19 protein-coding genes and 1 tRNA gene are annotated in these 23241 nt (G+C 38.3%); 11 read left to right on the top strand and 9 right to left on the bottom strand.

The genetic code is table 11. The annotated features are described in order from the left end of the window. Positions 1-176: 176 nt before the first annotated feature. The 4 genes from RMO03_RS00485 to RMO03_RS00470 form a co-directional block, all read right to left on the bottom strand. Positions 177-2594, bottom strand: a complete 2418-nt coding sequence (locus RMO03_RS00485) for a ribonucleoside-diphosphate reductase subunit alpha (RefSeq protein WP_309640114.1) — start codon at positions 2592-2594, stop codon at positions 177-179. Positions 2595-2912: 318 nt separating this feature from the next. Further along, a complete protein-coding gene (locus RMO03_RS00480; protein WP_309640113.1) occupies positions 2913-3890 on the bottom strand; it encodes a ribonucleotide-diphosphate reductase subunit beta in 978 nt (325 codons plus the stop codon). Between the two features lie 298 nt (positions 3891-4188). Then, the gene (locus tag RMO03_RS00475; protein ID WP_309640112.1) at positions 4189-4767 is read right to left on the bottom strand and encodes a DUF3109 family protein; all 579 of its coding nucleotides are present in this window, start codon (positions 4765-4767) and stop codon (positions 4189-4191) included. Positions 4768-4837: 70 nt separating this feature from the next. Then, entirely contained in the window at positions 4838-6436 is a 1599-nt protein-coding gene (locus RMO03_RS00470) for a T9SS type A sorting domain-containing protein (protein WP_309640111.1), read from the bottom strand. Positions 6437-6556: 120 nt separating this feature from the next. On the opposite strand from RMO03_RS00470, the gene RMO03_RS00465 reads away from it, so the two are divergent. From RMO03_RS00465 to RMO03_RS00455, 3 genes are read left to right on the top strand one after another with little or no spacing between them, the layout of a single operon-like run. Continuing rightward, on the top strand, positions 6557-7132 hold the full coding sequence (locus tag RMO03_RS00465) for a MarC family protein (protein ID WP_309640110.1): 576 nt from the start codon (positions 6557-6559) through the stop codon (positions 7130-7132). A 39-nt stretch (positions 7133-7171) separates the two neighbouring features. Continuing rightward, positions 7172-7372 carry a hypothetical protein gene (locus tag RMO03_RS00460; RefSeq protein ID WP_309640109.1) on the top strand — a complete coding sequence of 67 codons (201 nt, stop codon included), beginning with the start codon at positions 7172-7174 and terminating at the stop codon, positions 7370-7372. Further along, a complete protein-coding gene (locus tag RMO03_RS00455) occupies positions 7373-7987 on the top strand; it encodes an FAD-dependent oxidoreductase (RefSeq protein WP_309640108.1) in 615 nt (204 codons plus the stop codon). A gap of 4 nt (positions 7988-7991) precedes the next feature. On the opposite strand, the gene RMO03_RS00450 is transcribed toward RMO03_RS00455, so the two are convergent. From RMO03_RS00450 to RMO03_RS00440, 3 genes are read right to left on the bottom strand one after another with little or no spacing between them, the layout of a single operon-like run. Further along, positions 7992-9575: a S41 family peptidase gene (locus RMO03_RS00450; protein WP_309640107.1), complete on the bottom strand. Its 1584-nt coding sequence runs from the start codon at positions 9573-9575 to the stop codon at positions 7992-7994. Further along, positions 9575-10003 carry a dCMP deaminase family protein gene (locus RMO03_RS00445; protein ID WP_309640106.1) on the bottom strand — a complete coding sequence of 143 codons (429 nt, stop codon included), beginning with the start codon at positions 10001-10003 and terminating at the stop codon, positions 9575-9577. The genes RMO03_RS00450 and RMO03_RS00445 overlap by 1 nt, the downstream gene beginning before the upstream one ends. Before the next feature lie 2 nt (positions 10004-10005). Next, positions 10006-10596 carry a HupE/UreJ family protein gene (locus tag RMO03_RS00440; protein WP_309640105.1) on the bottom strand — a complete coding sequence of 197 codons (591 nt, stop codon included), beginning with the start codon at positions 10594-10596 and terminating at the stop codon, positions 10006-10008. Between the two features lie 169 nt (positions 10597-10765). Between RMO03_RS00440 and RMO03_RS00435 the strand changes: the two genes are divergently transcribed. Next, positions 10766-11197 carry a TerB family tellurite resistance protein gene (locus tag RMO03_RS00435; RefSeq protein WP_309640104.1) on the top strand — a complete coding sequence of 144 codons (432 nt, stop codon included), beginning with the start codon at positions 10766-10768 and terminating at the stop codon, positions 11195-11197. Between the two features lie 82 nt (positions 11198-11279). Here the strand turns inward: RMO03_RS00435 and fbp are convergent, their stop codons facing one another. Next, on the bottom strand, positions 11280-12299 hold the full coding sequence (gene fbp, locus RMO03_RS00430) for a class 1 fructose-bisphosphatase (protein ID WP_309640103.1): 1020 nt from the start codon (positions 12297-12299) through the stop codon (positions 11280-11282). Positions 12300-12506: 207 nt separating this feature from the next. Between fbp and RMO03_RS00425 the strand changes: the two genes are divergently transcribed. The 7 genes from RMO03_RS00425 to RMO03_RS00395 all read left to right on the top strand — a co-directional run bounded on the left by RMO03_RS00425 (position 12507) and on the right by RMO03_RS00395 (position 23090). Beyond that, positions 12507-12992 (top strand): GNAT family N-acetyltransferase, encoded by a 486-nt coding sequence (locus RMO03_RS00425; RefSeq protein WP_309640102.1) that lies wholly within the window; start codon positions 12507-12509, stop codon positions 12990-12992. A gap of 10 nt (positions 12993-13002) precedes the next feature. Next, positions 13003-14265 (top strand): aspartate kinase, encoded by a 1263-nt coding sequence (locus tag RMO03_RS00420; RefSeq protein WP_309640101.1) that lies wholly within the window; start codon positions 13003-13005, stop codon positions 14263-14265. 105 nt (positions 14266-14370) lie between these two features. Continuing rightward, a complete protein-coding gene (locus RMO03_RS00415; RefSeq protein WP_309640100.1) occupies positions 14371-15807 on the top strand; it encodes a T9SS type A sorting domain-containing protein in 1437 nt (478 codons plus the stop codon). 7 nt (positions 15808-15814) lie between these two features. Further along, positions 15815-16543 (top strand): T9SS type A sorting domain-containing protein, encoded by a 729-nt coding sequence (locus RMO03_RS00410; protein WP_309640099.1) that lies wholly within the window; start codon positions 15815-15817, stop codon positions 16541-16543. Positions 16544-16674: 131 nt separating this feature from the next. Further along, on the top strand, positions 16675-20082 hold the full coding sequence (locus tag RMO03_RS00405) for a hypothetical protein (protein WP_309640098.1): 3408 nt from the start codon (positions 16675-16677) through the stop codon (positions 20080-20082). Positions 20083-20148: 66 nt separating this feature from the next. After that, positions 20149-20766 (top strand): hypothetical protein, encoded by a 618-nt coding sequence (locus tag RMO03_RS00400; RefSeq protein ID WP_309640097.1) that lies wholly within the window; start codon positions 20149-20151, stop codon positions 20764-20766. A 191-nt stretch (positions 20767-20957) separates the two neighbouring features. Next, on the top strand, positions 20958-23090 hold the full coding sequence (locus tag RMO03_RS00395; RefSeq protein WP_309640096.1) for a T9SS type A sorting domain-containing protein: 2133 nt from the start codon (positions 20958-20960) through the stop codon (positions 23088-23090). Positions 23091-23155: 65 nt separating this feature from the next. On the opposite strand, the gene RMO03_RS00390 is transcribed toward RMO03_RS00395, so the two are convergent. After that, positions 23156-23229 (bottom strand) — tRNA-Ala (locus RMO03_RS00390). Positions 23230-23241: the final 12 nt, after the last annotated feature.

The raw sequence follows: 23241 nt of genomic DNA, 5'->3' as shown, positions 1-23241 counted from the left end.
ACCCCTCGACTGCGCTCAGGGTGACAATAAATTTCAAATCGTACTAGCCCTGATAGAGCCGATATCCTTTTTGAGGCACGAAAAAAGATAAAGGCGAAAGCAGGAATAGCTTCTAAAAAATAAAACAGCTACCCAAAGATAGCTGTTTTTTGATGGGATAGTAACCGTCTCAAGAATTACGATCCACACATTTCGCAATCATCGGGTCCGGCATTTCGTGCCAGTTCGATCATAGCTTTAAAATCTTCAGCAGACATTTCACCCGTTTCATTGGGCTCAGCCACTTCTACTGCGGCGGCAACTTCTTGTGTTGGTTCTGCTTTTTTATCATTGTTCAGCGTAAACTTGATGGCGTCTACGGCTGACTTGGTTCTTAAATAATACATTCCGGTTTTGAGTCCTGATTGCCAAGCGTAGAAATGCATTGACGTTAGTTTGGAATAGTTCGCATCTTGCATGAACAAGTTTAGCGATTGCGACTGATCGATGAAATACCCTCTGTGGCGCGACATATCGATAATGTCTTTCATCGACATTTCCCAAACGGTTTTGTAGAGTTCTTTCAAATCTTCGGGAACGGCTTCGATATTTTGCACCGAACCGTTGTGGCGCATGATTTCTTGTTTGAGATCTTCGTTCCACAAACCGCGGTTCACTAAGTCTTCGAGCAAGTGTTTGTTGACTACGATGAATTCACCAGACAATACTCTTCTTGTGTAAATGTTGGAAGTGTAAGGTTCGAACGCTTCGTTGTTTCCTAAAATTTGCGACGTAGAAGCAGTCGGCATCGGTGCTACCAAAAGTGAATTTCTCACACCGTTTTTCATGACTTCTTTTCTAAGCTTAGCCCAATCCCAACGGCCTGACAATTCCTCGTCTTTCATACCCCAAAGGTTGTATTGGAATTCGCCTTGTGAAATCGGCGAACCTTTGAATGACGAATATGGACCTTCTTCAATAGCCATTTCCATAGAAGCGGTTACGGCTGCGAAGTATAAGGTTTCGAAAATTTCTTGGTTTAGTTTTTTGGCTTCGTCGCTCGTGAATGGCAAACGCAATAAGATAAACGCATCGGCTAATCCTTGTACGCCCAATCCTACGGGACGGTGGCGCATGTTCGAGTTTTCGGCTTCTTTTACTGGATAGTAATTTCTGTCGATGACTTTGTTTAAGTTGCGTGTGACACGTTTGGTTACGCTGAATAACAAATCATGATTGAATGCACCGTTTTCTACGAACATTGGCAATGAGATTGATGCTAAATTACATACGGCAATTTCATCGCTCGATGTATATTCCATAATCTCTGTACACAAATTCGAAGAACGAATCGTACCCAAATTTTTCTGATTCGATTTACGGTTCGCCGCGTCTTTATATAACATGTATGGCGTTCCGGTTTCGATTTGCGATTCTAAGATTTTCTCCCACAACTCACGCGCTTTGATGGTTTTTCTGCCTTTGCCTCTTTCTTCATAAGATAGGTATAAGGTTTCGAATTCTTCTCCGTAAACATCGTACAATCCTGGACATTCGTTCGGACACATTAATGTCCAATGACTGTCTTCTTGTACTCGTTTCATAAACAAATCCGACGTCCACATTGCGAAAAATAAATCTCTGGCGCGCATTTCTTCTTTTCCAGTATTCTTTTTCAAATCGAGGAATTCGAAAATATCAGCATGCCAAGTTTCTAAATAAATCGCAAAACTTCCTTTTCTTTTTCCACCACCTTGGTCTACGTATCTTGCCGTGTCATTGAACACACGCAACATCGGAACAATCCCGTTCGACGTTCCGTTGGTTCCTCTAATATAAGAACCTGTAGCTCTTACATTGTGAATAGACAAACCGATTCCACCGGCAGATTGCGAGATTTTCGCAGTCGATTTTAAGGTGTCGTAAATACCGTCAATACTGTCATCTTGCATTGAAAGCAAGAAGCAAGAAGACATTTGTGGTTTTGGTGTTCCTGCGTTGAATAACGTTGGCGTGGCATGCGTGAAGAATTTTTTCGACATCAAGTCGTAAGTTTCTATCACGGCATCTAGGTCGTTTAAGTGAATTCCAACCGAAACACGCATCAACATATGTTGCGGACGCTCAACAATTTTTCCGTTGATTTTGAGTAAATACGAACGCTCTAAAGTTTTGAACCCGAAATAATCGTAATTAAAATCACGGTTGTAAATGATATGCGAATCTAAAAATTCTGCATTCGCCTGAATCACTTCATGCACTTCTTCCGAAAGCAATGGTGCGGCTTGGTTGGTTCTCGGATTCACATAATGAAACATTTCATTCATCGTTTCCGAAAACGATTTGGTGGTATTTTTGTGCAAATTCGAAATCGCGATACGAGCAGCAAGCTGAGCATAATCAGGATGTGCAATCGTCATCGATGCGGCGGTTTCGGCTGCTAGATTGTCTAATTCAGAAGTCGTCACGCCGTCATACAATCCCTCAATAACGCGCATGGCTACTTTCACGGCATCGACTAAGTCGTTTAAGCCGTAGCATAATTTTTTAATTCTGTCGGTAATCTTGTCGAACATTACTGGCTCTTTGTGGCCATCTCTCTTTACTACGTACATAGTTTTGTTTGTTTTAAGCAATAGAAAATCCCTTCGCTACTGCAGGTTATTTGTGTTTGTTTTTTTGGAAGCTAATCCCGCTATCATTCCAATCTTTTGCGCCACCCGAGCCTTCGCGAACTGACGAAGTAAACAACGGCACAAAAGGATTTTCCCTTCTATCGGGGCTAGGCAATCCGGTAACTAATTAGGCGTGGAATTTAAAATTGGCGTAGAAGTAATTTATAATCTTTTATTTTGGCTTGCAAAGACGCAGAGACGCAAAGTATAAACTGTTGCTTTTTCTTAGCCCCTTTGCGTCTTTGCGAGAAATATTATTTAAAAATCAGCGTCAAACGAAATTTTTCCAGATTCAGAATCCGTGTTCATCACACCGGCTTTCTGATATTCCGCAACGCGTTTCTCAAAGAAATTGGTTTTCCCTTGCAACGAGATCATATCCATAAAATCAAACGGATTCGACGAATTGTATTCTCTCGGGCAACCCAATTCTACTAACAAACGGTCAGCAACAAATTCTAAATATTGCGTCATCAAATTGGCATTCATTCCTATCAAACTCACAGGAAGCGATTCCGTTACGAACTCACGTTCGATAGTCAAAGCATCAACAATGATTTCTTTGATTCGTTTTTTTGGCACTTTGTGTACTAAATGGTGGTTGTGTAAATGCACGGCAAAATCACAATGCACACCTTCATCACGAGAAATTAGTTCGTTTGAAAACGTTAAGCCCGGCATCAAACCTCGTTTCTTGAGCCAGAAAATCGCGCAGAATGCACCTGAAAAGAAAATGCCTTCAACAGCTGCAAACGCAATCAGTCTTTCGGCGAACGAATCTGATTCAATCCATTTCAAAGCCCAATCGGCTTTCTTCTTAATGGCCGGAAATACTTCAAGCGCAGTAAACAATTGGTTTTTTTCGAATTCGTCCTTAACATAGGTATCGATCAACAGCGAGTAGGTTTCGCTGTGGATGTTTTCCATCATAATTTGAAAACCGTAGAAGAATTTGGCTTCGGCATATTGCACTTCATTCACAAAATTTTCGGCTAAATTTTCATTGACGATACCATCTGATGCGGCAAAAAAGGCGAGAATGTGTTTGATGAAATATTTTTCTTCATCGTTGAGTTTGTTATTCCAATCGGATAAATCCTGATGCAAATCGATTTCTTCGGCAGTCCAAAAACTGGCCTCCATCTTTTTATACCATTCCCAAATATCGTGGTGTTTAATCGGGAAAATAACAAATCGGTTTTTGTTTTCTTGTAGAATGGGCTCTATCGCTGACATGTGCTGTGTGTGAATTGTGTGAATTTGTGTCAAAAAGAGACTGCTTTTTGACTTGTACAAAGATTGCCTTTTGTAATGGAAAATGAAAGCCAAACTTATCCACAATCGACTTTAGTTTTTAACAAATTCTTTTTTTAACACGTGTTTTCATTCGATTTTTAAAAACTTGAATTTCAGCATTTTAAAACATAAAAATAAGAAAAAAGCGCCTAAAATGGGCGCTATAGAAAGATTGAAGCGATTCGATAATTTAACATTTTTCAAAAAAACATTACGCTGTCATAATATTTAGATAACGTTATTTTCGCTGTTGTTTTTGGAGTTCATCAGCGACTTTCTCAAGTTCTGCATACCAGTCTTCACCAAACCGTCGGATAAGCGCTTCTTTGACAAATTTATACACTGGAACTTCGAGTTCTTTTCCGAGTGAACAAGCATCATCGCAAATATCCCATTTGTCATAATTAACTGCCGCGAATTCCGTAAAATCTTTCACACGGATGGGATACAAATGACAAGAAACCGGTTTTTTCCAATCTACTGCGCCTTGATTGTAGGCTTGCTCGATACCACAAAGCGCAGTTTTACCATCATAGATTACGTAAGCACAATCTTTTTCGTCAACCAAAGGTGTTTCTAAATCGCCATCGGTACCTGTTCTCCAAGTGCCTTGTGCTTCGATTGCGGCAATGCCTTCAGGTCTTAAAAAAGGCTTTACTTTGGTGTAGATTTCTTCTAAAATTTTTGTTTCCTCCTTAGACAAAGGCGCTCCGGCGTCTCCATCAACGCAGCACGCGCCTTTGCATGCCGAAAGATTGCATACAAATTCTTTTTCTAAAATGTCTTCGGAGACTATGGTTTTGCCGAGTTGAAACATGCGGCAAAGATACTTTAACTTTTATAATGTCAAAGCGCCAAACAAACTTAAAATTAACAAGGCTTAAGCCTTAATGCAATACCATGATTTTATGCACGGATTGTTGATGATTTTCATCCGACAACGTCAGAAGATATATCCCATCAGCGAGTTCGCCCACATTAATTGCATTGATGCCAACGAAATTGACATGTTGGACCTGAGTTCCGAAAATATTATGCAAAGTCGCTTCAACAATGTTTGTTTTTGAAGTAACATTAAGTACCGTGCTCGCAGGGTTTGGAGCAATAACAATGTGCTGCATACTGAAATCCTCTGTTGCAAATGTAGTTCCGTTGAATCCATATATATAGGTGTGGTAATGCAAATCATCGAACGAAAGTCCACTCTGAACGTAAGCAATCATTTTATTGGCACAATTCGGAAACTCACTTAATAACACTTCAGAAGCACCAGGAATCGACAATAAAACTGTTCCGTCTTCTTTAACAACCGATGAATCATAATGTCCGCCGTCGAGTGTGTTAGACCAGATAGAATAAACCGCCTCCAACTGATTGTCGGAATCAATTTTAGTTTCTGAAACAGAAACATTTTGAATTGTTTCTTCAGGATTTTGGACAGGAACAACAATCGTTTTCCATGGTGAATGATCACTATTATAAACCATAATCTCAGTGGTATTAGGGTCATAAAATTTGGCAAAATATTTCTCGCCTGAATTTTCAAGTTTTATGCGTTCGATTTTCGCCGGGTAAGTATGCTCAAAATTCAGATCCGGTAGCGAATATAAATGGGTATCATACTCTGCATAAATATCCGAATTGATATAATCAACCATTAGCTTATTGGGTAAACCATCAATAGTGCTTATTCTAAAATCGTCCGCGTCGCTTAATGTGAGAAGCGGCGACGCATTTTCATTGATGATTCTCGACTCCTTTTGCGTATTGCTACTACATCTATAACCGACTTCGATCAAATCATCCGCATTAATCTGATGTTCCGAAAGAAAAATTATATTCGAAACATTATAGCCATCTGGCTTCGGAAGCACAATGCTTTTCCAAAAAGAATGATCGGCATTGTATAAGGCAACCAAACTGTTAACCACATCTAAAACATAATATTTTTCACCTGAGTTTTCGAGTTTTACTCGATTTAAATTCATTGTGGGATAAGTGTGTTCTGGCACTAGTCCGGGAACAGCATAAATGACACCGGTTGCCGCAATAATTTTATTAACAAGTCCTGCTTTTTCGTCAAGGCGCAACCCAATACAGTTGTCAACGCTCAGAAGCACTGTTCCCAATTCATTGATGATTTTGCTTTGATTACCTGCTGAGGAGAAAGTACTATATGAAATCTCGAGCTTATCATCGGGGTCGATTTTCGTTTCGGAGATGTGCGGCACATAAACCGACCAAGTTTGGGAAGGCAACACGACGGGAACATTTTTCCATGGTGAGTAATCAGCATTAAAAAACTCGAATCTGCCTGCCTGCCTATTGAGCCAATAGTATTTCTCCCCTGAATTTTCCAAAACAATCCTTGTAACGCTGGTATTATAATAAACATGCTCAAGTCCGAGCTGCGCTGAACAGAATGAAGAAATCAATAAGGTAGTGAAGAGTAATGTTTCTTTCATAATGGCGGGTTTTAGTTTCATAAAAATACAGATTTATATGATTGAATTCGATTTTTCCAGAAAATAATAAAACTAAAATTAACTTGATTTTAGCTAATAACCCTATGATATTGAATAATTTTGCAGTGTAAAAACATTCCTATGAATTTTGACTTCAAAGAAATTGCCACTGTTGGCATGGTGCTTTTCGCAGTAATTGATATTGTCGGAACCATTCCAATTGTCGTTGATTTAAGAAGCAAACACGGGCATATTGAATCCGGAAAAGCTTCACTGGCAGCGGCATTTATTATGATTGTATTTCTTTTTGTTGGTGAAGGACTTCTGAAACTCATTGGCATTGATGTACATTCTTTTGCGGTTGCCGGCTCACTTGTTTTGTTCTTTTTAGCACTCGAAATGATTTTGGGAATCCGCATTTACCGTGATACTGAAGCCAGTTCCGCCTCTATTGTTCCGCTTGCTTTTCCGCTGATTGCTGGTGCGGGAACCATGACCACTTTACTTTCTTTACGTTCTCAATTTTATACGGAGAATATTATTGTGGCTATTGTTTTGAATATTATTTTGGTGTATGGTGTTTTAAAATCTTCATCAAAAATCGAAACGATGCTCGGCAAAACCGGCTTAGGTGTCGTTAGAAAAACCTTTGGTGTGGTGCTATTGGCGATTGCCGTTAAATTATTTGCATCGAATGTTAAAGGTTTGTTTGTTTAAATCAATTGTATTACTTTCACTCCAAATTCTACTCTACGCATGAAAATTTTTACTTCCATTTTAGTTGTTCTCGCTCTAGCTTTAATTGTTTTCAATATCACACTGCTTGATTTCGATCATTTGTTTGAAGGCAATAGCGTTGTAGCCTTAATAGGAATTGCCGCTTCTTTTTGCGCAGTTTGCATCTTACTCATTTTTAGAATGTCGAAAATGATTGTTGAAAAAACAAAAGACCAATAAATGACATTTGACACACTCATTATTGGCGGTGGTGTTGCCGGCGTTTCTTGCGCTATGATTTTAGGTTCTGCTCACAAAAAATCTTTTGTAGCCGATAAAAAAATCGGAATCATTGCCCATCAAAAAACATCTTCGCTTCAAGAAGCTTTATTTAATAATGCTTATGGAATTTGTGCGGGCACTTTAGGTTCGGATTTATTACAAAGCAGTCTTCAACAATTAACCGATTTATATCCGCATGTGACTCAAATCGATGCCGAAAAAGTCATGCGTATTGAAGGTCATTTTCCCAATTTTACCTTAGTGACCAACAAAAATAGTTATACTGCAAAATCGATTGTAGTTGCCATTGGTTATTCCAATACTTTTGACATCCAAGGGTTAATGGAATTTATATCGCCACATCCAAAAGCTATCATAGAAAAACAACGCATTTACCTTCGCAATATCGATCATAAAGTAGCTGATGGTATTTATGTCGCCGGAACTTTAGCTGGTTGGCGCAGTCAATTGGCGATTGCTTCGGGAAGTGGTGCGGCTGTGGCTACCGACATTTTAACTTTGTGGAATAACGGTATTGATTCGCAAAGCCACGATAGCATTAAAAAGATTTAAGAAATTAGATTTTAGATTTTAGATTTAAAACTGCCTTAATCATCGGGTCTTCTTTTAAGACAATTTCATAATATTTCTGTTCACCAAAAAGCTGCGATGCAAATTCGGCCGTGAGATATCGTTTTACCAAGATTTTGTTATTGGATAAATTCAATCGAATGCCGTTGTTCAACAAATAGTTTTGGAAATTATTGAAATACAAATCGCTTGCATTCATTTTACTAAGAAACTGTTCATACGACAACCCATTGAAATCTTTTCTGTTTCGGTCTAATTGCTCAAAGACAAAATGGTTCACAATACCTGATTGCTCCATCACATAGACGATTCCGGCTTCTCCTGATTTGCCTTCCAAGGAAACAAAAATATCGGGAACGATTCCACCACCGCCATAAACGATTTTGCCTTTTGGTGTTTTAAATTTTAAAGTATCGGCAATTTTGATGCTGTCTTTTTTGTACAGTTCTCCGCTTTCAAAACGTTTGGTAAATTCATTCTCATAATCTTCTTCGTCACCTTTGATATAGGGTTTTTGAATAGATCTTCCGGTTGGCGTATAATATCTCGCGATGGTTAATCGAACGGCGGAACCATCATCAAAATTCATTTCTTGTTGTACCAAACCCTTTCCGAAAGAACGTCTGCCTACAATAGTTCCTCGGTCATTATCTTGAATAGCACCTGCCAAAATTTCGCTGGCCGAAGCACTGTTTTCATTAATCAGAATGTAAACTTTTCCTTCTTCAAAATCACCAACATTTGTAGCGATTGATTTCTGAATCTCATTCCTTTTGTTTTTGGTAAAAACGATGAGCTTTTTATTGACAAGCAATTCGTCGGCTATTTTAGTGGCTATTTCTACATAACCGCCACCATTGTCGCGCAAATCAATCACAAAAGTTTTCATGCCTGAATTCCTCAGCTTAGTCATGCCATTTTGAAATTCAGCATAAGTCGTTTCAGCAAATCGATTGATTTTGAGATAACCTGTCGTCGCATTGAGCATCAAAGCCACATCGACACTTTTGATTGGAACGACGTCGCGCTTGATTTTGACTTTGAATTTTTTATCCTTTCTAAAAACGGTCAATTCAACTTCAGAACCCACTTCGCCTTTGAGTTTAGAAAACAAAGTATCAGAAGGTAATTTCTTGCCGAAAAGTCTGGTTTTATCGGCATAGAGTATGCGATCTCCGGCTTGGATTCCGGCTTTTGCTGAAGGCCCGTTTTCTAATGGTTTTACAACGGCAACCGTGTCTTTATACATATAAAAATTAATGCCGATGCCTACGAAGTCGCCTTTCATACTTTCCGCTTCATCGCTTTGTATGCTGGGCGGTAAATACATCGAATGCGGGTCGAGTTGCGCTAAAATATTGGTTACTGTAAGATCTACAATAGAATCAGTATTGACTTTATCGACATAATCATTATTGATAAAATCAAGCAATCGATTCAATTTGTTTTTGGAATTGTTTTTGGAAATTGACACATGCTGAATCGGGAAATTCAAAATACCACCCAAGACAACACCGATGGCAAGCATTAAGAAAAGTAAAAACGGTAAATAGATGTTGCTTTTTTTCATCAATCTAAATCTTCAATCTGCTCGACGATAACGCCTGCTTTGGTTAGAAAATCGATACCTGTCGTGTCGCGATAACCCAACTGATACACCACTCTTTTGATGCCTGATTGGTGAATTAATTTACTGCATTCTTTGCAAGGCGAAAGTGTGATGTAGAGTGTCGCGCCTTCGCAAGTTTGGGTGGAGCGTGCTACTTTTAGAATCGCATTGGCTTCGGCATGCAACACGTACCAATTGGTTAAACCGTCTTCATCTTCGCAGCAATTTTCAAATCCCGTTGGTGTTCCGTTATAACCATCGGATATAATCATGCGGTCGCGAACTATGATGGCGCCTACTTTTTTACGATCACAATACGACAATTGACTCCACTCTTTTGCTATTTTGAGGTAGGCTTTGTCGTATTTGTTTAATTTTTTTAATTCCATAATCAATTCCAAATTTCGTTTTGTAAAATCATCGGCATTACAACTCCGACTATAAATGCTGAAGTTACTATCGTAAAATCGCGTTTTGAAAACTTAAAAAAGGTTTGCAAAAAGTAAGACAAGATTAAGATTGCCAATACCACAGTCATTTGTGCACCTTCAATTCCGAGAGCAAATTCAAGCAAAGGCATTACTTTATCAGAAGGATTTCCGGGCAATATTGTTTTAAAATAATTCGAAAAACCCAACCCGTGTATCACGCCAAAAAACAAAGTGATTAAAACAATGCTGTTGACCGATTCTTTCTTGGATGCCTTCCCGACGGAAAAAAAGTTGAATATTGCAGTAATCAAAATTGTAATTGGAATCAGAAATTCTACCAGCTGCGCTTTAATCATCACGATTTGAAATACCGATAACACTAAAGCTAAAGTATGACCAATGGTAAAGACCGTCACTAAAAGCAAGATTTTTTTCCAATCATTGAATGTATGCGGAACGGTCAAAGCCATCAAAAACAAGACGTGGTCGTAGCTTTTGATGTTCAATACGTGTTTTAATCCGATTTCAACATAAATCCAAAAATCTGACATTGGCTTTGTTATTAAAGATTTAGGGGTTGTAAACTTACAATTTATTTTGAAAAACAAATCCTTTTGAAATCATAAAACATTGCCCTAAAAAATTAAATAAAATCATCACAAATCCTTTCTCTGAAAATGAAAATAAATTTATATTTGCAGGAAATTAAACAACTGAATTATGTCGATCTCTGATTTATTTGATAGCGAATTTAAAGCCCGAAATAAAGGTCATTTTTCTGCTATTGTACGTGTGGCACTTGCCGATGGAGGTGTAACTGCCGAAGAAAAAGCATTCTTGAATAAACTGGCTACCAGACTAGATATTTCAGCTTCTGAATATGAGGAAATTTTAGAAAATCCTTTGAAATATCCAATCAATCCACCTTATTTGTATTCTCAGCGTTTAGAGCGTTTGTATGATTTGGCACGCATGGTGCATGTGGATCATCATCTTGGAGACAAGCAAGATATTTTATTACGTAAGTTCGGTTTGGCGTTAGGATTTACGCCAAGCAATGTGAATTATATTGTAGACAAAGCCTTATCACTGATTGATAAAAAAGCAGATGTGGAAACGTTTCTTTATGAAATGCAGCACATGAATAAATAATAAATTTTCTATTATAGCTCTGCGGCTCTGCGTCTTTGCGAGATAAAATCATGTCTCGCAAAGACGCAGAGCCGCAAAGTTTTTAGTATTTACTGAGCTTGGCTAAGTGCATGAATTCCTCAGCTTTTTCAACCATGTTGTAACTGCCGCAGAAAAACGGTACGCGTTGGTGGAGTTCTGTTGCTTCTATTTCCATGATTCTTTGGAAACCATCGGAAGCCTTTCCGCCTGCTTGTTCGGCGATAAATGCCATGGGATTGCATTCGTATAACAATCGCAATTTTCCTTTGGGTGCTTTTGAACTTGTCGGATAAATATAAATACCGCCTTTGATCATATTTCTATGAATGTCGGAAACCAAACTTCCAATATACCTTGATGTATATGGACGATCGCCTTCTTCGAGCTGACAATATTTGATGTAATCTTTCACGCCTTGTGGGAAATGCACATAATTGCCCTCATTGATCGAATAAATATTACCGTCTTTTGAGAATTGCATGTTGGGATGCGACAGGTAAAAAGTACCAATTGCGGGATTTAAAGTAAATCCGTTGACGCCATGTCCGGTCGTGTAAACCAACATAGTGGATGTGCCATAAATCACATAGCCCGCCGCCACTTGATTGACACCCGGTTGCAGAAAATCTTCCAAAGTCACCGGTGTTCCTACAGGTGTGATGCGTCTGAAAACCGAAAAAATCGTTCCGACTGAAACATTCACATCGATATTGGATGAACCGTCGAGCGGATCCATTAAGACTACGTATTTGTTGTTGTGACTTTTGTCAGAACCGGAAACGGTGATAAAATCATCGTTTTCCTCTGACGCGATACCGCATACAATTTCACGGTTGATTAAGGTTTGAATGAAAATTTCATTGGCATAAACATCGAGTTTTTGTTGGTCTTCGCCTTGAATGTTTTGTTCTCCTGCGGCGCCAACGATATCAACCAAACCAGCTTTGTTTACTTTGTAATTGACCACTTTCGCAGCCAATCTGATGGAGTTAATAATACGAGAAAGTTCTCCTGACGAATATTGAAAAGCATTTTGGTTTTCAATGATAAATTCTCCTAGGGTTTTGTTGCGTTCTTCCATTCCGAAATCGTTGTAGTTAGTGGTGCAAATATCGGTTTTTTTATGAAATTGTTTCGATTTTTGTCAGATAGTTTATCGGATTTGTATATTTGTTTTTGAAACCGAAAACCCTAGCCCCGATAGAAGGGAAAATCCTTGGCATTGGGAGATTGCCGCGCAAGCTCGCAATGACAAGATTGGAATGATAGCGGGAAACAGCTCCTAAAAATGAATATTAGAAAAGGTCGAAAAGAAGACATGTCCGCAGTACTTGATTTGATTCAGGAACTTGCTACTTTTGAAAAAGAACCCGATGCTGTTGTTGTAACGGTGGCGGATTTGGAGCGCGATGGTTTTCAAGAAAATCCTTTATTTTATACTTTTGTGGCAGAAGTTGGCGACGAGATTGTCGGCATGGCCTTGTATTATTACCGTTATTCTACGTGGAAAGGCAGAACGATTCACCTCGAAGATCTGATTGTAAAAGAGAAAATGCGCGGCTCAGGTTTGGGTTTTGCTTTGTATGCAGCAATCATAATGCAAGGTAAAAAAGAGGGTGTTCGCAGAATTGAATGGGCGGTTTTGGATTGGAACACGCCGGCGATTGACTTCTATAAAAAATCAGGAGCAAAAGTCCTCGAAGATTGGCGCGTCGCTCAAATGGATGAAAACGGAATTAACGCTTTTCTGAAATCTAATAATCTAACAGTCTAATAATCTAGAAATGAGAATATTCAAATTTGGTGGCGCATCCGTAAAAGACGCAGCAGGAATCAAAAACGTTTACGATGTGCTTCAAAAAGTGGGTTACGAAGATGTATTGTTTGTGGTTTCGGCAATGGGAAAAACAACCAATGCTCTAGAAGTTGTGGTGAAAGATTATTTTGAAAAATCGGCTTCATTGCAATCTTCGATTCAGGAAGTTAAAAAATACCACAATCAGATTTTATTGGATTTGTTTGAAGACGAAAAAAGCCCTGTTTTTAAAGCGGTGAATGACTTATTTTCGGAATTGGATTATTTTTTAAACCATAATAAATCGCCCAATTATAATTTTGTTTACGACCAGATTGTAAGTTTTGGCGAACTCGTTTCGACTACGATTTTGTCGCATTACATGACGTATCGTGGCATTAAAACAAATTGGATTGATGTACGCAATTACATCAAAACCGACGCAACGTATCGCGATGCTGAAGTGGATTGGGATGCGACTCAAAAGTGTATTGCCAAAAATATTAAGCGCAAAGTGCTCAACATCACGCAAGGATTTTTAGGTGCTGATGAAAACGGATTCACAACCACTTTAGGTCGAGAAGGTTCAGATTATACCGCCGCTATTTTTGCATATTGCCTCAATGCCGAAAGCGTGACGATTTGGAAAGATGTACCCGGTGTGATGAATGCTGATCCGCGCTATTTTGAAAATGCGAGTTTGCTGAATCAGATTTCGTATCGCGAAGCAATTGAGTTGGCATTTTATGGTGCGAGTGTCATTCACCCGAAAACATTACAGCCGTTGCAGAAAAAAGAAATTCCGTTGTATGTAAAATCATTTATAGAACCTTTATTACCAGGAACGAGTGTTTCTAAAGGTGCTGATTTAGAGCCGCATTTGCCTTGCTTTATTGTGAAAAAAAACCAGTTGTTGATGTCGCTTTCTTCTATTGATTTTTCTTTCATTATGGAAGAAAACATTAGTGAAATTTTTGCTTTGTTGCACCAGTTTAAAATCAAAGTCAGTTTGATTCAGAATTCGGCGATTAGTTTTTCGGTGTGTATTGAGGACAAATTCGGCAATTTCAATGATTTGAAAACCATGTTGTCGAAAAAATTTAAAGTGGCTTATAATGAGAATGTTTCGTTGTATACGATTCGACATTTTAACGATAAAGCCGCACAAATGGTGGAAGAAAACAAAGTCGTTTTGCTCAAACAAGTCAGTCGTGAAACCATGCAAATCGTAACTAAAGAATCAATTGATTAAAATTTAACAGATAAAATGATCTTAAAGGTTTGATTTTAGTCAAATTATTCCTATCATTGCTTAAAATACAATTCTCTAACAACCAAACTCTTAAAACCCTTATTCATGAAAAAAATTACTTTATTTTTTGCCTTTATTTTGCTTTCTCTTCAAGGGAATGCTCAAATTGCACCGGGAAGTGTTGCTCCGGATTTTACTGTAACCGACATCAATGGTGTTACACATCATTTAGCAGATTATATCGCCGCTGGAAAAACGGTTATTATGGACGTCTCTGCCACTTGGTGCCAGCCATGTTGGAATTTTCACAACACTAGAGCATTAGAAGATATTTATAGCGCTTACGGTGCCGGAGGTTCTAGTGAAGTAGTTGTTTTATTTATCGAAGGCGATGCTGCTACTACAGATGCTGATTTACATGGTACAGGAACCAATACGCGTGGCGATTGGACTCAAGATGTTCCTTATCCAATTATCGACGGAAGTAATGTTGGTAATTTATATCAAATTACTTATTTCCCTACCCTTTTTAGAATTTGCCCTGACGGTTTAGTTTCTGAGATTAGTGCTGGTACTCCAGCTAGTATTAGAACTAGTATCAATACAAGTTGCGGTGTTTTGACAGGTACTCAAAATAATGTTGGATCTTTAGACAACACGAACGCTTTTTGTTCAGCTAACGGAAGTGCTATTGCTAAAATGAGAAATTATGGTGAAAACATTGTAACAGCAGCGACATTAAATTTAAAAGAAAACGGTACTGTTGTAGCTACTAAAAATTACGTAGGTTCAATGCCAAGATTTACTACAAGAACACTTACTTTCGACAATTATGCTTATAACGCAACCGCAGATTATACTGTTGAAGTAGTGTCAGCCAATACTGCAACACCTTTTAACCCGGCAATAACTTCTGCTGAAATGGGTGTTTCTATTGCAAAACAAGCTACAACCGATGTTGTTGTAAAAGTATACACTGATAATTATCCTACAGAAATTTCTTGGAATATTAAAAATAGCGCAGGAACAATCGTAGCTACTGGCGGACCATACGTTGGTAGTGCTAATGGTGGTGGCGCTGATGCGAATACTACAAAAATTCATAATGTTACTTTATTAGCTAATGATTGTTATTCTATTAACCTTCTTGATTCTTATGGAGATGGATGGAGCTATGGTACTACAGCACATGGCGTTGAAGTTTTCGACAATGCTAGTAGCTCCATTTTAAACATTCCTGTTGGAGGTTTTGGTACAGCTCTAGCCAATCCAAACGCATTGACTACTAATGCTCTTGCTCTAGCTGATTTCAAATCAAATACATTCAAAGTATTCCCTAATCCAACAAACGGAATCATTTCTATTAATACTGAAGTGGCAGTGAATGTTAACATCATTGACGTTACCGGTAAAGTAGTTTTCGTTGCCAACAACATCACTAAAGATAAAAACATCGATTTGTCTGGATTGCAAAAAGGAATGTATTTAGCTAAAATTTCTAGCCAGAATGCAACCACTACAGAAAAAATCATTTTAAATTAATACAACAATGAAAAATTTATTCCTTTCCATAATTTGTCTTTCATCGCTTTTTGCAACTGCACAAATGTCTTTGAAAAAACTTGATGGAACCCCTATTAACAATGGCGATGTGCTTGTTTTTGATAGTGTCGAAGAATCTTATTCGTATTTAGGAATTAAAATTTATAACGATTCTGACAATGATATCAACATCAAAGTAAAAGTCGAAAACATTGTCAATTCTAACGGAACCAATCTGCAATTGTGTGTAGGAAATGTTTGTCTAAGCACTATTACTGCTGGCAGTTCATACCCTAATTTCCCAGCAGTTATTGAAGCCCATAACCAAAATGGGGATTTTGATCACTTCTTGAATTTGAATTCAGGAATCGACCAAACGGCACCCGTAGAATATACTTTGAAATTTTTTCAAGTAGACGACAATGGTGTTGAAATTGGAAATTCAGTTTCCTTTTCTTATCGTTATGTTTCTGCTTTGGGTGTTTCTAATTTCAATGCATTGGCACAATCAGGCGTTACTTTAAAGTCAAACATCGTTGCCAATGAAATCGAAATGACTACTACTAAAAATGTACAATACGATTTGTATGACATTTCAGGAAAGTCAATCCTGCACCAAAATGTAACGGCAGGAGATTATCGCGTAGATGTTTCTAATTTGAATTCAGGCGTTTATATTCTCTATTTTCAAAACAATGAAGGCCAAAAAGCATCGGCTAGAATTATCAAGAAATAGTATTTAATCGCATTCTTTAATAAAAAAACCGTCTAAGCAATTAGGCGGTTTTTTATTGGTGTCAGGATTCAAATCACTGCAATAATTACAATAAAACACACTACTTTTGAAGTCAATCCGTTATAGTTTCTATGTTTAAAAAGTTTTTTTTTGGTCTTCTTCTGACTTGTTGTGGACTCCAAGCCCAACAAATCGAAACGCCTTATAAAACCAAAAGAATTATGGCAACGCGCGACACCATTCGGATTGATTCTGTGAGCGTGAATTCTAGTTTTTTCAAGCTGCTTAATGCTAAGTCCGAACCGATCGATTCAACTTATTATCACGTCGATTTTGAGAAAGGCACGTTGGTTTTCAAAGATAATTATGCGTTTACCACAGATACTTTAACGGTTCGCTTTTTAAAATTTCCAAAAGCATTAACCAAAGTTTATAGCATTTACGATGAAAGCCGCGTCGTCAAAAGCGAAACCGGGCAGTATAATTTGTATAAAATTTCACGCGATCCGTTCAAGAAATTTGTTCCTTTTGATGGTTTGAATACTTCGGGAAGCATCACGCGAGGCATTACGGTCGGCAACAATCAGAATGCTGTGGTTAACTCCAATCTCGATTTGCAAATCACCGGAAAAATATCCGATAAAGTCAGTCTACGCGCATCAATTCAAGACAATAACATTCCATTACAAGACAGCGGTTATTCTCAAAAATTGGATGAATTCGATCAAATTTTCATCGAATTGTTTAGCGACAAATGGAGCATTCGTGCCGGCGATTTGTTTCTCGAAAATCGGAAATCGCGATTTTTAAATTTCAATAAAAAAGTACAAGGCTTATCGACCAATTTCAATTTGGGAAAAGACGGTAGCAAAACCAATGTATTTGCTTCTGCAGCTTTAGTTCGTGGGCAATACGCCAAAAGCAATCTTATCGGTCAAGAAGGCAATCAAGGCCCGTATAAACTAAAAGGCTCCAATGGCGAGCTCTTTATTCTCGTGGTTTCAGGTTCGGAACGTGTTTATGTGAATGGCATTTTGTTGAAACGCGGTGAAAACAACGATTACATCATCGACTATAATGCCGGTGAAATCATTTTCACTTCGCTTTTCCCGATTACTTCCGAAATGCGAATTTCGATAGAATATCAATTTTCCGACAGAAACTATAGCCGGTTTGTGACTTATTTCGGCGCTTCACACGAACGCGATTCTTGGAGCATTGGCACCAATGTTTATTCAGAAAGCGATTTAAAAAACCAGTCTTTGCAGCAAAACCTTTCTGCAGAGCAAGCACAAATCTTAGTCAATGCCGGCGATGACAACAGCTTAATGGTGGCGCCTTCCGCTTATGCAGATGATTATTCTGAAAACAAAATATTGTATAAAAAAACTACGATTGACGGTGTTGAAGTCTTCGAATATTCAAACATTGCTACCGATGTTTTATACAATGTAAAATTCAGTTTGACGGGCAATAATCAAGGAAATTACGTTTTATCAAACGCCGCAGCCATTGGGAGAATTTACCAATATGTAGCTCCGATTGGCGGCATTAAGCAAGGGAATTACGAGCCGATTATTCGATTGATTGCGCCAACAAAAATTCAGATTGCGACTGTTTTCGGAAAATACAATCCGTCTGAAAAAACATCAATCGATTTTGAAACCGCCATCAGCAATAATGATTTGAATTTATTTTCATCACTTAATGACAACGACAATCAAGGTTTGGCCGGGAAAATCAATGCCAAACAAAGGCTTTTTACGCGAAAATGGGAAGTCGATGCTTTTGCGAATTACCAGTTTGTTCAAAAGGAATTTCGAACCATTGAACGGTTGTATAACATCGAATTTGATCGCGATTGGAATTTGACTTTGGTTTCGGGAAATCAAAGCTTTTTGGTTTCGGGTTTGCAATTCAATTTGCCTCAAAAAGGACTATTGACTTATCAATTGGAGAACTTAAATTTCTCGAATAGTTTTAATGGAAACCGCCACAGTGTCAATGCCGCATTCAAGCTCAATCAATGGAACATTCAAAATAAAAGCAGTTTGATGAGCAGCAAAGGAACGGTTTCTAATTCAAAGTTTTTAAGAAATCAATCACAGGTAAAATACCATTTTAAAAACAATTGGATTGGTTCATCTTTGCGTTTTGAAAACAATCAGGAGCGCAATAAAGAAACACATTTGTTGTCTTCTTTGAGTCAACGTTTTGTAGAATACGGCGGTTTTTTAGGCCGCGGCGACAGCACCAAAGTTTATATGGAGTTGGGCTATTTGCATCGCACGAATGACAGTTTACAAAGCGGAAAATTGCAACGCGTCAATACTTCGCAATCGTATTATCTGAAATCGAAATTGATACAAAATGACAAAAGCGATTTGGCGGTTTATGTCAATTATCGAAGCCTGAAATATGAAGATCAAACTAGAGGCAACGAACCGTCATTGAATTCCAGAATTTTATATAACGACCGTTTTTTCAATCAATTGATTCAAACGACTACTGCTTATGAGAACACTTCAGGAACGATTGCACAGCAAGAATTTACGTATTTGGAAGTCGAACCCGGCCGTGGTGTTTATGCTTGGAATGACTACAATAGCAATGGCATACAAGAATTGCAGGAATTTGAAATCGCGCCTTTTCCCGATCAGGCAAAGTACGTTCGGGTATTTTTACCGAATCAAGTTTTTATAAAAACACATCAAAATAAATTTTCAGAATCATTGACTTTGAATCCGAATCAGTGGCAAAACGAAAGCGGTTTGAAGAAATTTTTGTCTTATTTCTACAATCAAACTTCGTATTTAATCGATAGAAAAATAGCCCGTGACGGCGACAATTTCGATTTGAATCCGTTTAGCACTTCGCAAGAAAACTTATTGGGACTGAGCACCAGTTATAGAAATAGTTTTTTTTACAATCGAGGTAAACAGAAGCATTCGGTGACTTATACTTATTTGAACAACCGCACTAAAAACTTGCTTTCTGTGGGTTCGCAAGAAAGCAAAAACATTTCACATCAATTGCAGTATTCTCATCTTTATATGAAATTTTGGCTGTTTGATTTATCGGGTAAAACCATCAAAACTGACGCTTTTGTAGAAAATTATACTTCGAGAAATTATACTATTGAAGGTTATCAAGTGGCACCGAAAATTTCGTATTTGTTTTCACAGAATGCGAGTTGGGATATCTTTTATGAATATCAAAACAAACAGAATAAAATTGGAAATTCAGAAACCTTGACGCAAACCCGCTTGGGCACTTCCTTTACGTATGCGAGTTCAAAAAAACTAACGATGAATGGTGAATTTTCTTTATATGAAAACAAATTTGATGGCGATGCATTAACGCCGGTTGCTTTTCAAATGCTTGAAGGATTACAGCCTGGGCAAAATATGACTTGGCGTTTGTTGATACAAAAAAACCTTACGGATTATTTGGACATTAATATCAATTACCAAGGCAGAAAAAGTGAGACTAGTCAAACGATTCACAATGGTAATATTCAGCTTCGGGCATATTTTTAAAATTTTGGCGCTCATTTGAATTTAATTATTAACTTTAATCTATGTAAAATTTAATTTTTTAAAACCATGAAATCGACGATTCACGAATACCAAAAAAACAAACTATTACGCTTGAGTAAAAAAATACTAGTGTTGTGTTTGTTATTTGTTTTTTCAACAAGCTTCTATGCTCAAGAAACAAAAGCCAAAAAGTCTAAAGCCAAAACAGAAAAAGCTGCAGAAGCTAAAGAGAAAGCGCAAGCTAAGAAAGAAGCTGCCAAAGAAAAAAAGGAAAAAGCAGCCGACAAAAAAGAAAAAGCTGAAGCGAAGAAAGAAAAGGCTGAAGCGAAAAAGGAAACCGCTACTGCAAAGAAAGAAACAGCCAAAGACAAAAAAGAAAAAGCAGAATCTAAAGCGAAAAAAACAGCCGATAAAATTGATGAAAAGGCAAAAAAAGCTGCCGCAGCAACCAACAAAGGTATAGACAAAGTAGCAGACAAAACAGCCAAAGTTTCTAAAAAAATAGAAGCTTCTGTTACTAAAAAATCGGCGCCAAAAACAAGAGAAACTTCTGAAAAAGCTCCGAAAGTAGCGGATAAGGTTTCTGGAATGTATAATGGTAAAAAAGTATATACAGGCCCAAGAGGTGGAAGATATTACATCAATTCTAACGGAAATAAGACTTATATTTCTGACGACAAATAATATTTTTCAAGGAATTGCACAAATTTGCGTCCATGATTGCGAGTTTGTGCAATTTTTTTTGTCTGATGGAATCTAATGATGAAGCATAAATCGCGGTAATCTGTACTTATTTTGCTCAATACGAATTGTTTGCCTACATTCGTGTTCAGGCCCTAATTCGGAATATTAGAAATTTCATTAAAACAGATAAAATGAAACATACACTACTTTTTTTTGCAGTTGTAATGAGTGCCTTTTCAGGTTATTCGCAAACATCACTTCCAGCACCTCATTGTGACTTGGAAATACCTGGAGATACTACTGCAGATAATTCGACAGCAACACTCGTTTGCCCGACGCCTAGTACTTTAATGGTCTCAGCTGTTACCCCTTTTGGAGCTACCTTTGGATGGACAAGTTCATCAGTGCCATCATCGTGGCAAATATTGGTCTTACCAACCGGTTCTCCGGCTCCAACAGTGGCAACCCAAGGGATTGTAACTGACGGCGGTGGAGGTTCCGGCTCGACACATACGTATACTCTTAGTCCGGTTTTGATACCCAATACATGTTATGTGTTTTATATGCGATCAGATTGCGGAGCAGTAGATGGGACAAGTGTTTGGGTAGGCCCGTTTAATTTCTGTACAACCCCGACGACCTGCCTTAGTCCAACCAATTTAACATCTACGCATCCTAATGTTGTTGATGCAGACCTATCCTGGACAGAAGTGAGTAACGCTACCAATTGGGAGTTAATCATTCAGGCTTATAATGGGCCTGTACCTACAAATACTAGCACTGTAACAACGGTTTCTTCAGCTGCAGGTCCAACGGTCACTTTTAACACTGGCATATTAGCCCCCGGAATATATGAATATTATGTACGAAGTGCATGCTCCGAAATTGATAAAAGCCCTTGGGCAGGACCATTCACCTTCTATATAGCAACAGGCAATTCGGCTTGTGCCGGTATCGATTTTGACATGGAAACAACCGCTACCGGCGAGATTGATATATGCAACGTGGAAAATTGTGTAGATCTTTCGGCCACCTATACCGATATGAAAGACACTTCAACTTATTCTGTGCTTCCTTTAATCTACAATCCATATCCGACAACGGGAGGAATAGAAATGCAAATTATTTCCGATGACAAATGGTCCGCGCCTTTTTTGCTACCGTTTAATTTTTGTTTTTTCGGAGTCAACTACCCAACTTTAAACTTTGGTTCAAACGGTGTAATCACATTCAATAATTTTGCAGCTGGAGACATATGTGAATGGAATACCAATATTGGACAAATAATTCCGAATCCTTCATTCTCGATTCGGAATGCAATTTATGGCGTATTTCAGGATATTGACCCAACGGAAAATACCGCTCCGATTCAGCGCAGCATCAATTATCAAGTAATAGGAACAGCGCCTTGCAGATTTTTTGTTTTGAATTATCTTAATATAGGTCAATTCAATTGCGGAACTGATATCGGTTTACAAACCAGCCAGATTGTATTGCATGAAAATTCAAACATCATTGATATATACATCAAGGACAGAACCGCATGCGGCAACTGGAATGATGGTTTGGGTGTTGTCGGTCTGCAAAATGCTGACGGAACGCAGGCCCATTTTCCTCCGAACAGAAATTTAGGGAATTGGGAAGCACATAATGAAGCGTGGCGATTTACACCAAATGGCGCTTCGAACACCACATTTTCATGGCTTAAAGATGGTGTTTTCTACAGCAGTAATCCTGCAATCAACATTTGCGTTTCGGAAACCACCAACATGACTGCACAGACTTTACATACGGATTGTGCGGGCGTTATTTCATCAATCACCAAGGATGTTTTACTCAATTTTATCAATCCGACAGCGCCGACAGGAGCAAGCAACCAGATAAGCGGCGTAGGTTCTACTTTAGAAAATTTGGCGGTAGCCGGCCAAAATATTCAATGGTATACAGAAGCAATTGGTGGTACACTGCTTCCTGGCAATACTCCTTTGGTGAATGGCGCAACCTATTATGCTTCCCAAACCATGGGCAGTTGTGAGAGTTCAAATCGATTGGCGGTGACTGTTGAAATTTCGTTGGCCAATAGCCATTTTAATTCGATTACCTATTCCTATAGTCCGAACCCGGTTGATGATGTCCTGAACATAAAAGCCTCCGGAAAATTGAAAGCAGCGAAAGTATGCAATCTTTTAGGCCAGACTCTGATACAGCAAAAATTCGATTCGAATGAAATTGCACTTAACGTGAATGTGTTGCCAACAGGCACTTATGTTGTTTTAATTGAAACAGAAAATGGAAAAGAAACATTTAAAATTGTAAAGGAATAATGCTAAAGGTCATTAGAATACCAAATAAAAAACTCCCAACATTGTCGGGAGTTTTTTTGTTATTGTGGAGAATACCGGAATCGAACCGGTTACCTCTTGCCTGCCAGGCAAGCGCTCTAGCCAAATGAGCTAATCCCCCCAATATTCGATT

Source organism: Flavobacterium sp., from assembly GCF_031411595.1.
Classification (GTDB): Bacteria; Bacteroidota; Bacteroidia; order Flavobacteriales; family Flavobacteriaceae; genus Flavobacterium.
The sequence above is the reverse complement of the archived record's forward strand: the minus strand, read 5'-3'. Positions and strand labels throughout refer to the sequence as shown.

What these genes read in the sequence shown, in the direction of transcription:
- RMO03_RS00485 (WP_309640114.1), bottom strand. Translation starts at nt 2,594, where the DNA reads ATGTACGTAGTAAAGAGAGATGGCCACAAAGAGCCAGTAATGTTCGAC.
- RMO03_RS00480 (WP_309640113.1), bottom strand. Translation starts at nt 3,890, where the DNA reads ATGTCAGCGATAGAGCCCATTCTACAAGAAAACAAAAACCGATTTGTT.
- RMO03_RS00475 (WP_309640112.1), bottom strand. Translation starts at nt 4,767, where the DNA reads ATGTTTCAACTCGGCAAAACCATAGTCTCCGAAGACATTTTAGAAAAA.
- RMO03_RS00470 (WP_309640111.1), bottom strand. Translation starts at nt 6,436, where the DNA reads ATGAAACTAAAACCCGCCATTATGAAAGAAACATTACTCTTCACTACC.
- RMO03_RS00465 (WP_309640110.1), top strand. Translation starts at nt 6,557, where the DNA reads ATGAATTTTGACTTCAAAGAAATTGCCACTGTTGGCATGGTGCTTTTC.
- RMO03_RS00460 (WP_309640109.1), top strand. Translation starts at nt 7,172, where the DNA reads ATGAAAATTTTTACTTCCATTTTAGTTGTTCTCGCTCTAGCTTTAATT.
- RMO03_RS00455 (WP_309640108.1), top strand. Translation starts at nt 7,373, where the DNA reads ATGACATTTGACACACTCATTATTGGCGGTGGTGTTGCCGGCGTTTCT.
- RMO03_RS00450 (WP_309640107.1), bottom strand. Translation starts at nt 9,575, where the DNA reads ATGAAAAAAAGCAACATCTATTTACCGTTTTTACTTTTCTTAATGCTT.
- RMO03_RS00445 (WP_309640106.1), bottom strand. Translation starts at nt 10,003, where the DNA reads ATGGAATTAAAAAAATTAAACAAATACGACAAAGCCTACCTCAAAATA.
- RMO03_RS00440 (WP_309640105.1), bottom strand. Translation starts at nt 10,596, where the DNA reads ATGTCAGATTTTTGGATTTATGTTGAAATCGGATTAAAACACGTATTG.
- RMO03_RS00435 (WP_309640104.1), top strand. Translation starts at nt 10,766, where the DNA reads ATGTCGATCTCTGATTTATTTGATAGCGAATTTAAAGCCCGAAATAAA.
- fbp (WP_309640103.1), bottom strand. Translation starts at nt 12,299, where the DNA reads ATGGAAGAACGCAACAAAACCCTAGGAGAATTTATCATTGAAAACCAA.
- RMO03_RS00425 (WP_309640102.1), top strand. Translation starts at nt 12,507, where the DNA reads ATGAATATTAGAAAAGGTCGAAAAGAAGACATGTCCGCAGTACTTGAT.
- RMO03_RS00420 (WP_309640101.1), top strand. Translation starts at nt 13,003, where the DNA reads ATGAGAATATTCAAATTTGGTGGCGCATCCGTAAAAGACGCAGCAGGA.
- RMO03_RS00415 (WP_309640100.1), top strand. Translation starts at nt 14,371, where the DNA reads ATGAAAAAAATTACTTTATTTTTTGCCTTTATTTTGCTTTCTCTTCAA.
- RMO03_RS00410 (WP_309640099.1), top strand. Translation starts at nt 15,815, where the DNA reads ATGAAAAATTTATTCCTTTCCATAATTTGTCTTTCATCGCTTTTTGCA.
- RMO03_RS00405 (WP_309640098.1), top strand. Translation starts at nt 16,675, where the DNA reads ATGTTTAAAAAGTTTTTTTTTGGTCTTCTTCTGACTTGTTGTGGACTC.
- RMO03_RS00400 (WP_309640097.1), top strand. Translation starts at nt 20,149, where the DNA reads ATGAAATCGACGATTCACGAATACCAAAAAAACAAACTATTACGCTTG.
- RMO03_RS00395 (WP_309640096.1), top strand. Translation starts at nt 20,958, where the DNA reads ATGAAACATACACTACTTTTTTTTGCAGTTGTAATGAGTGCCTTTTCA.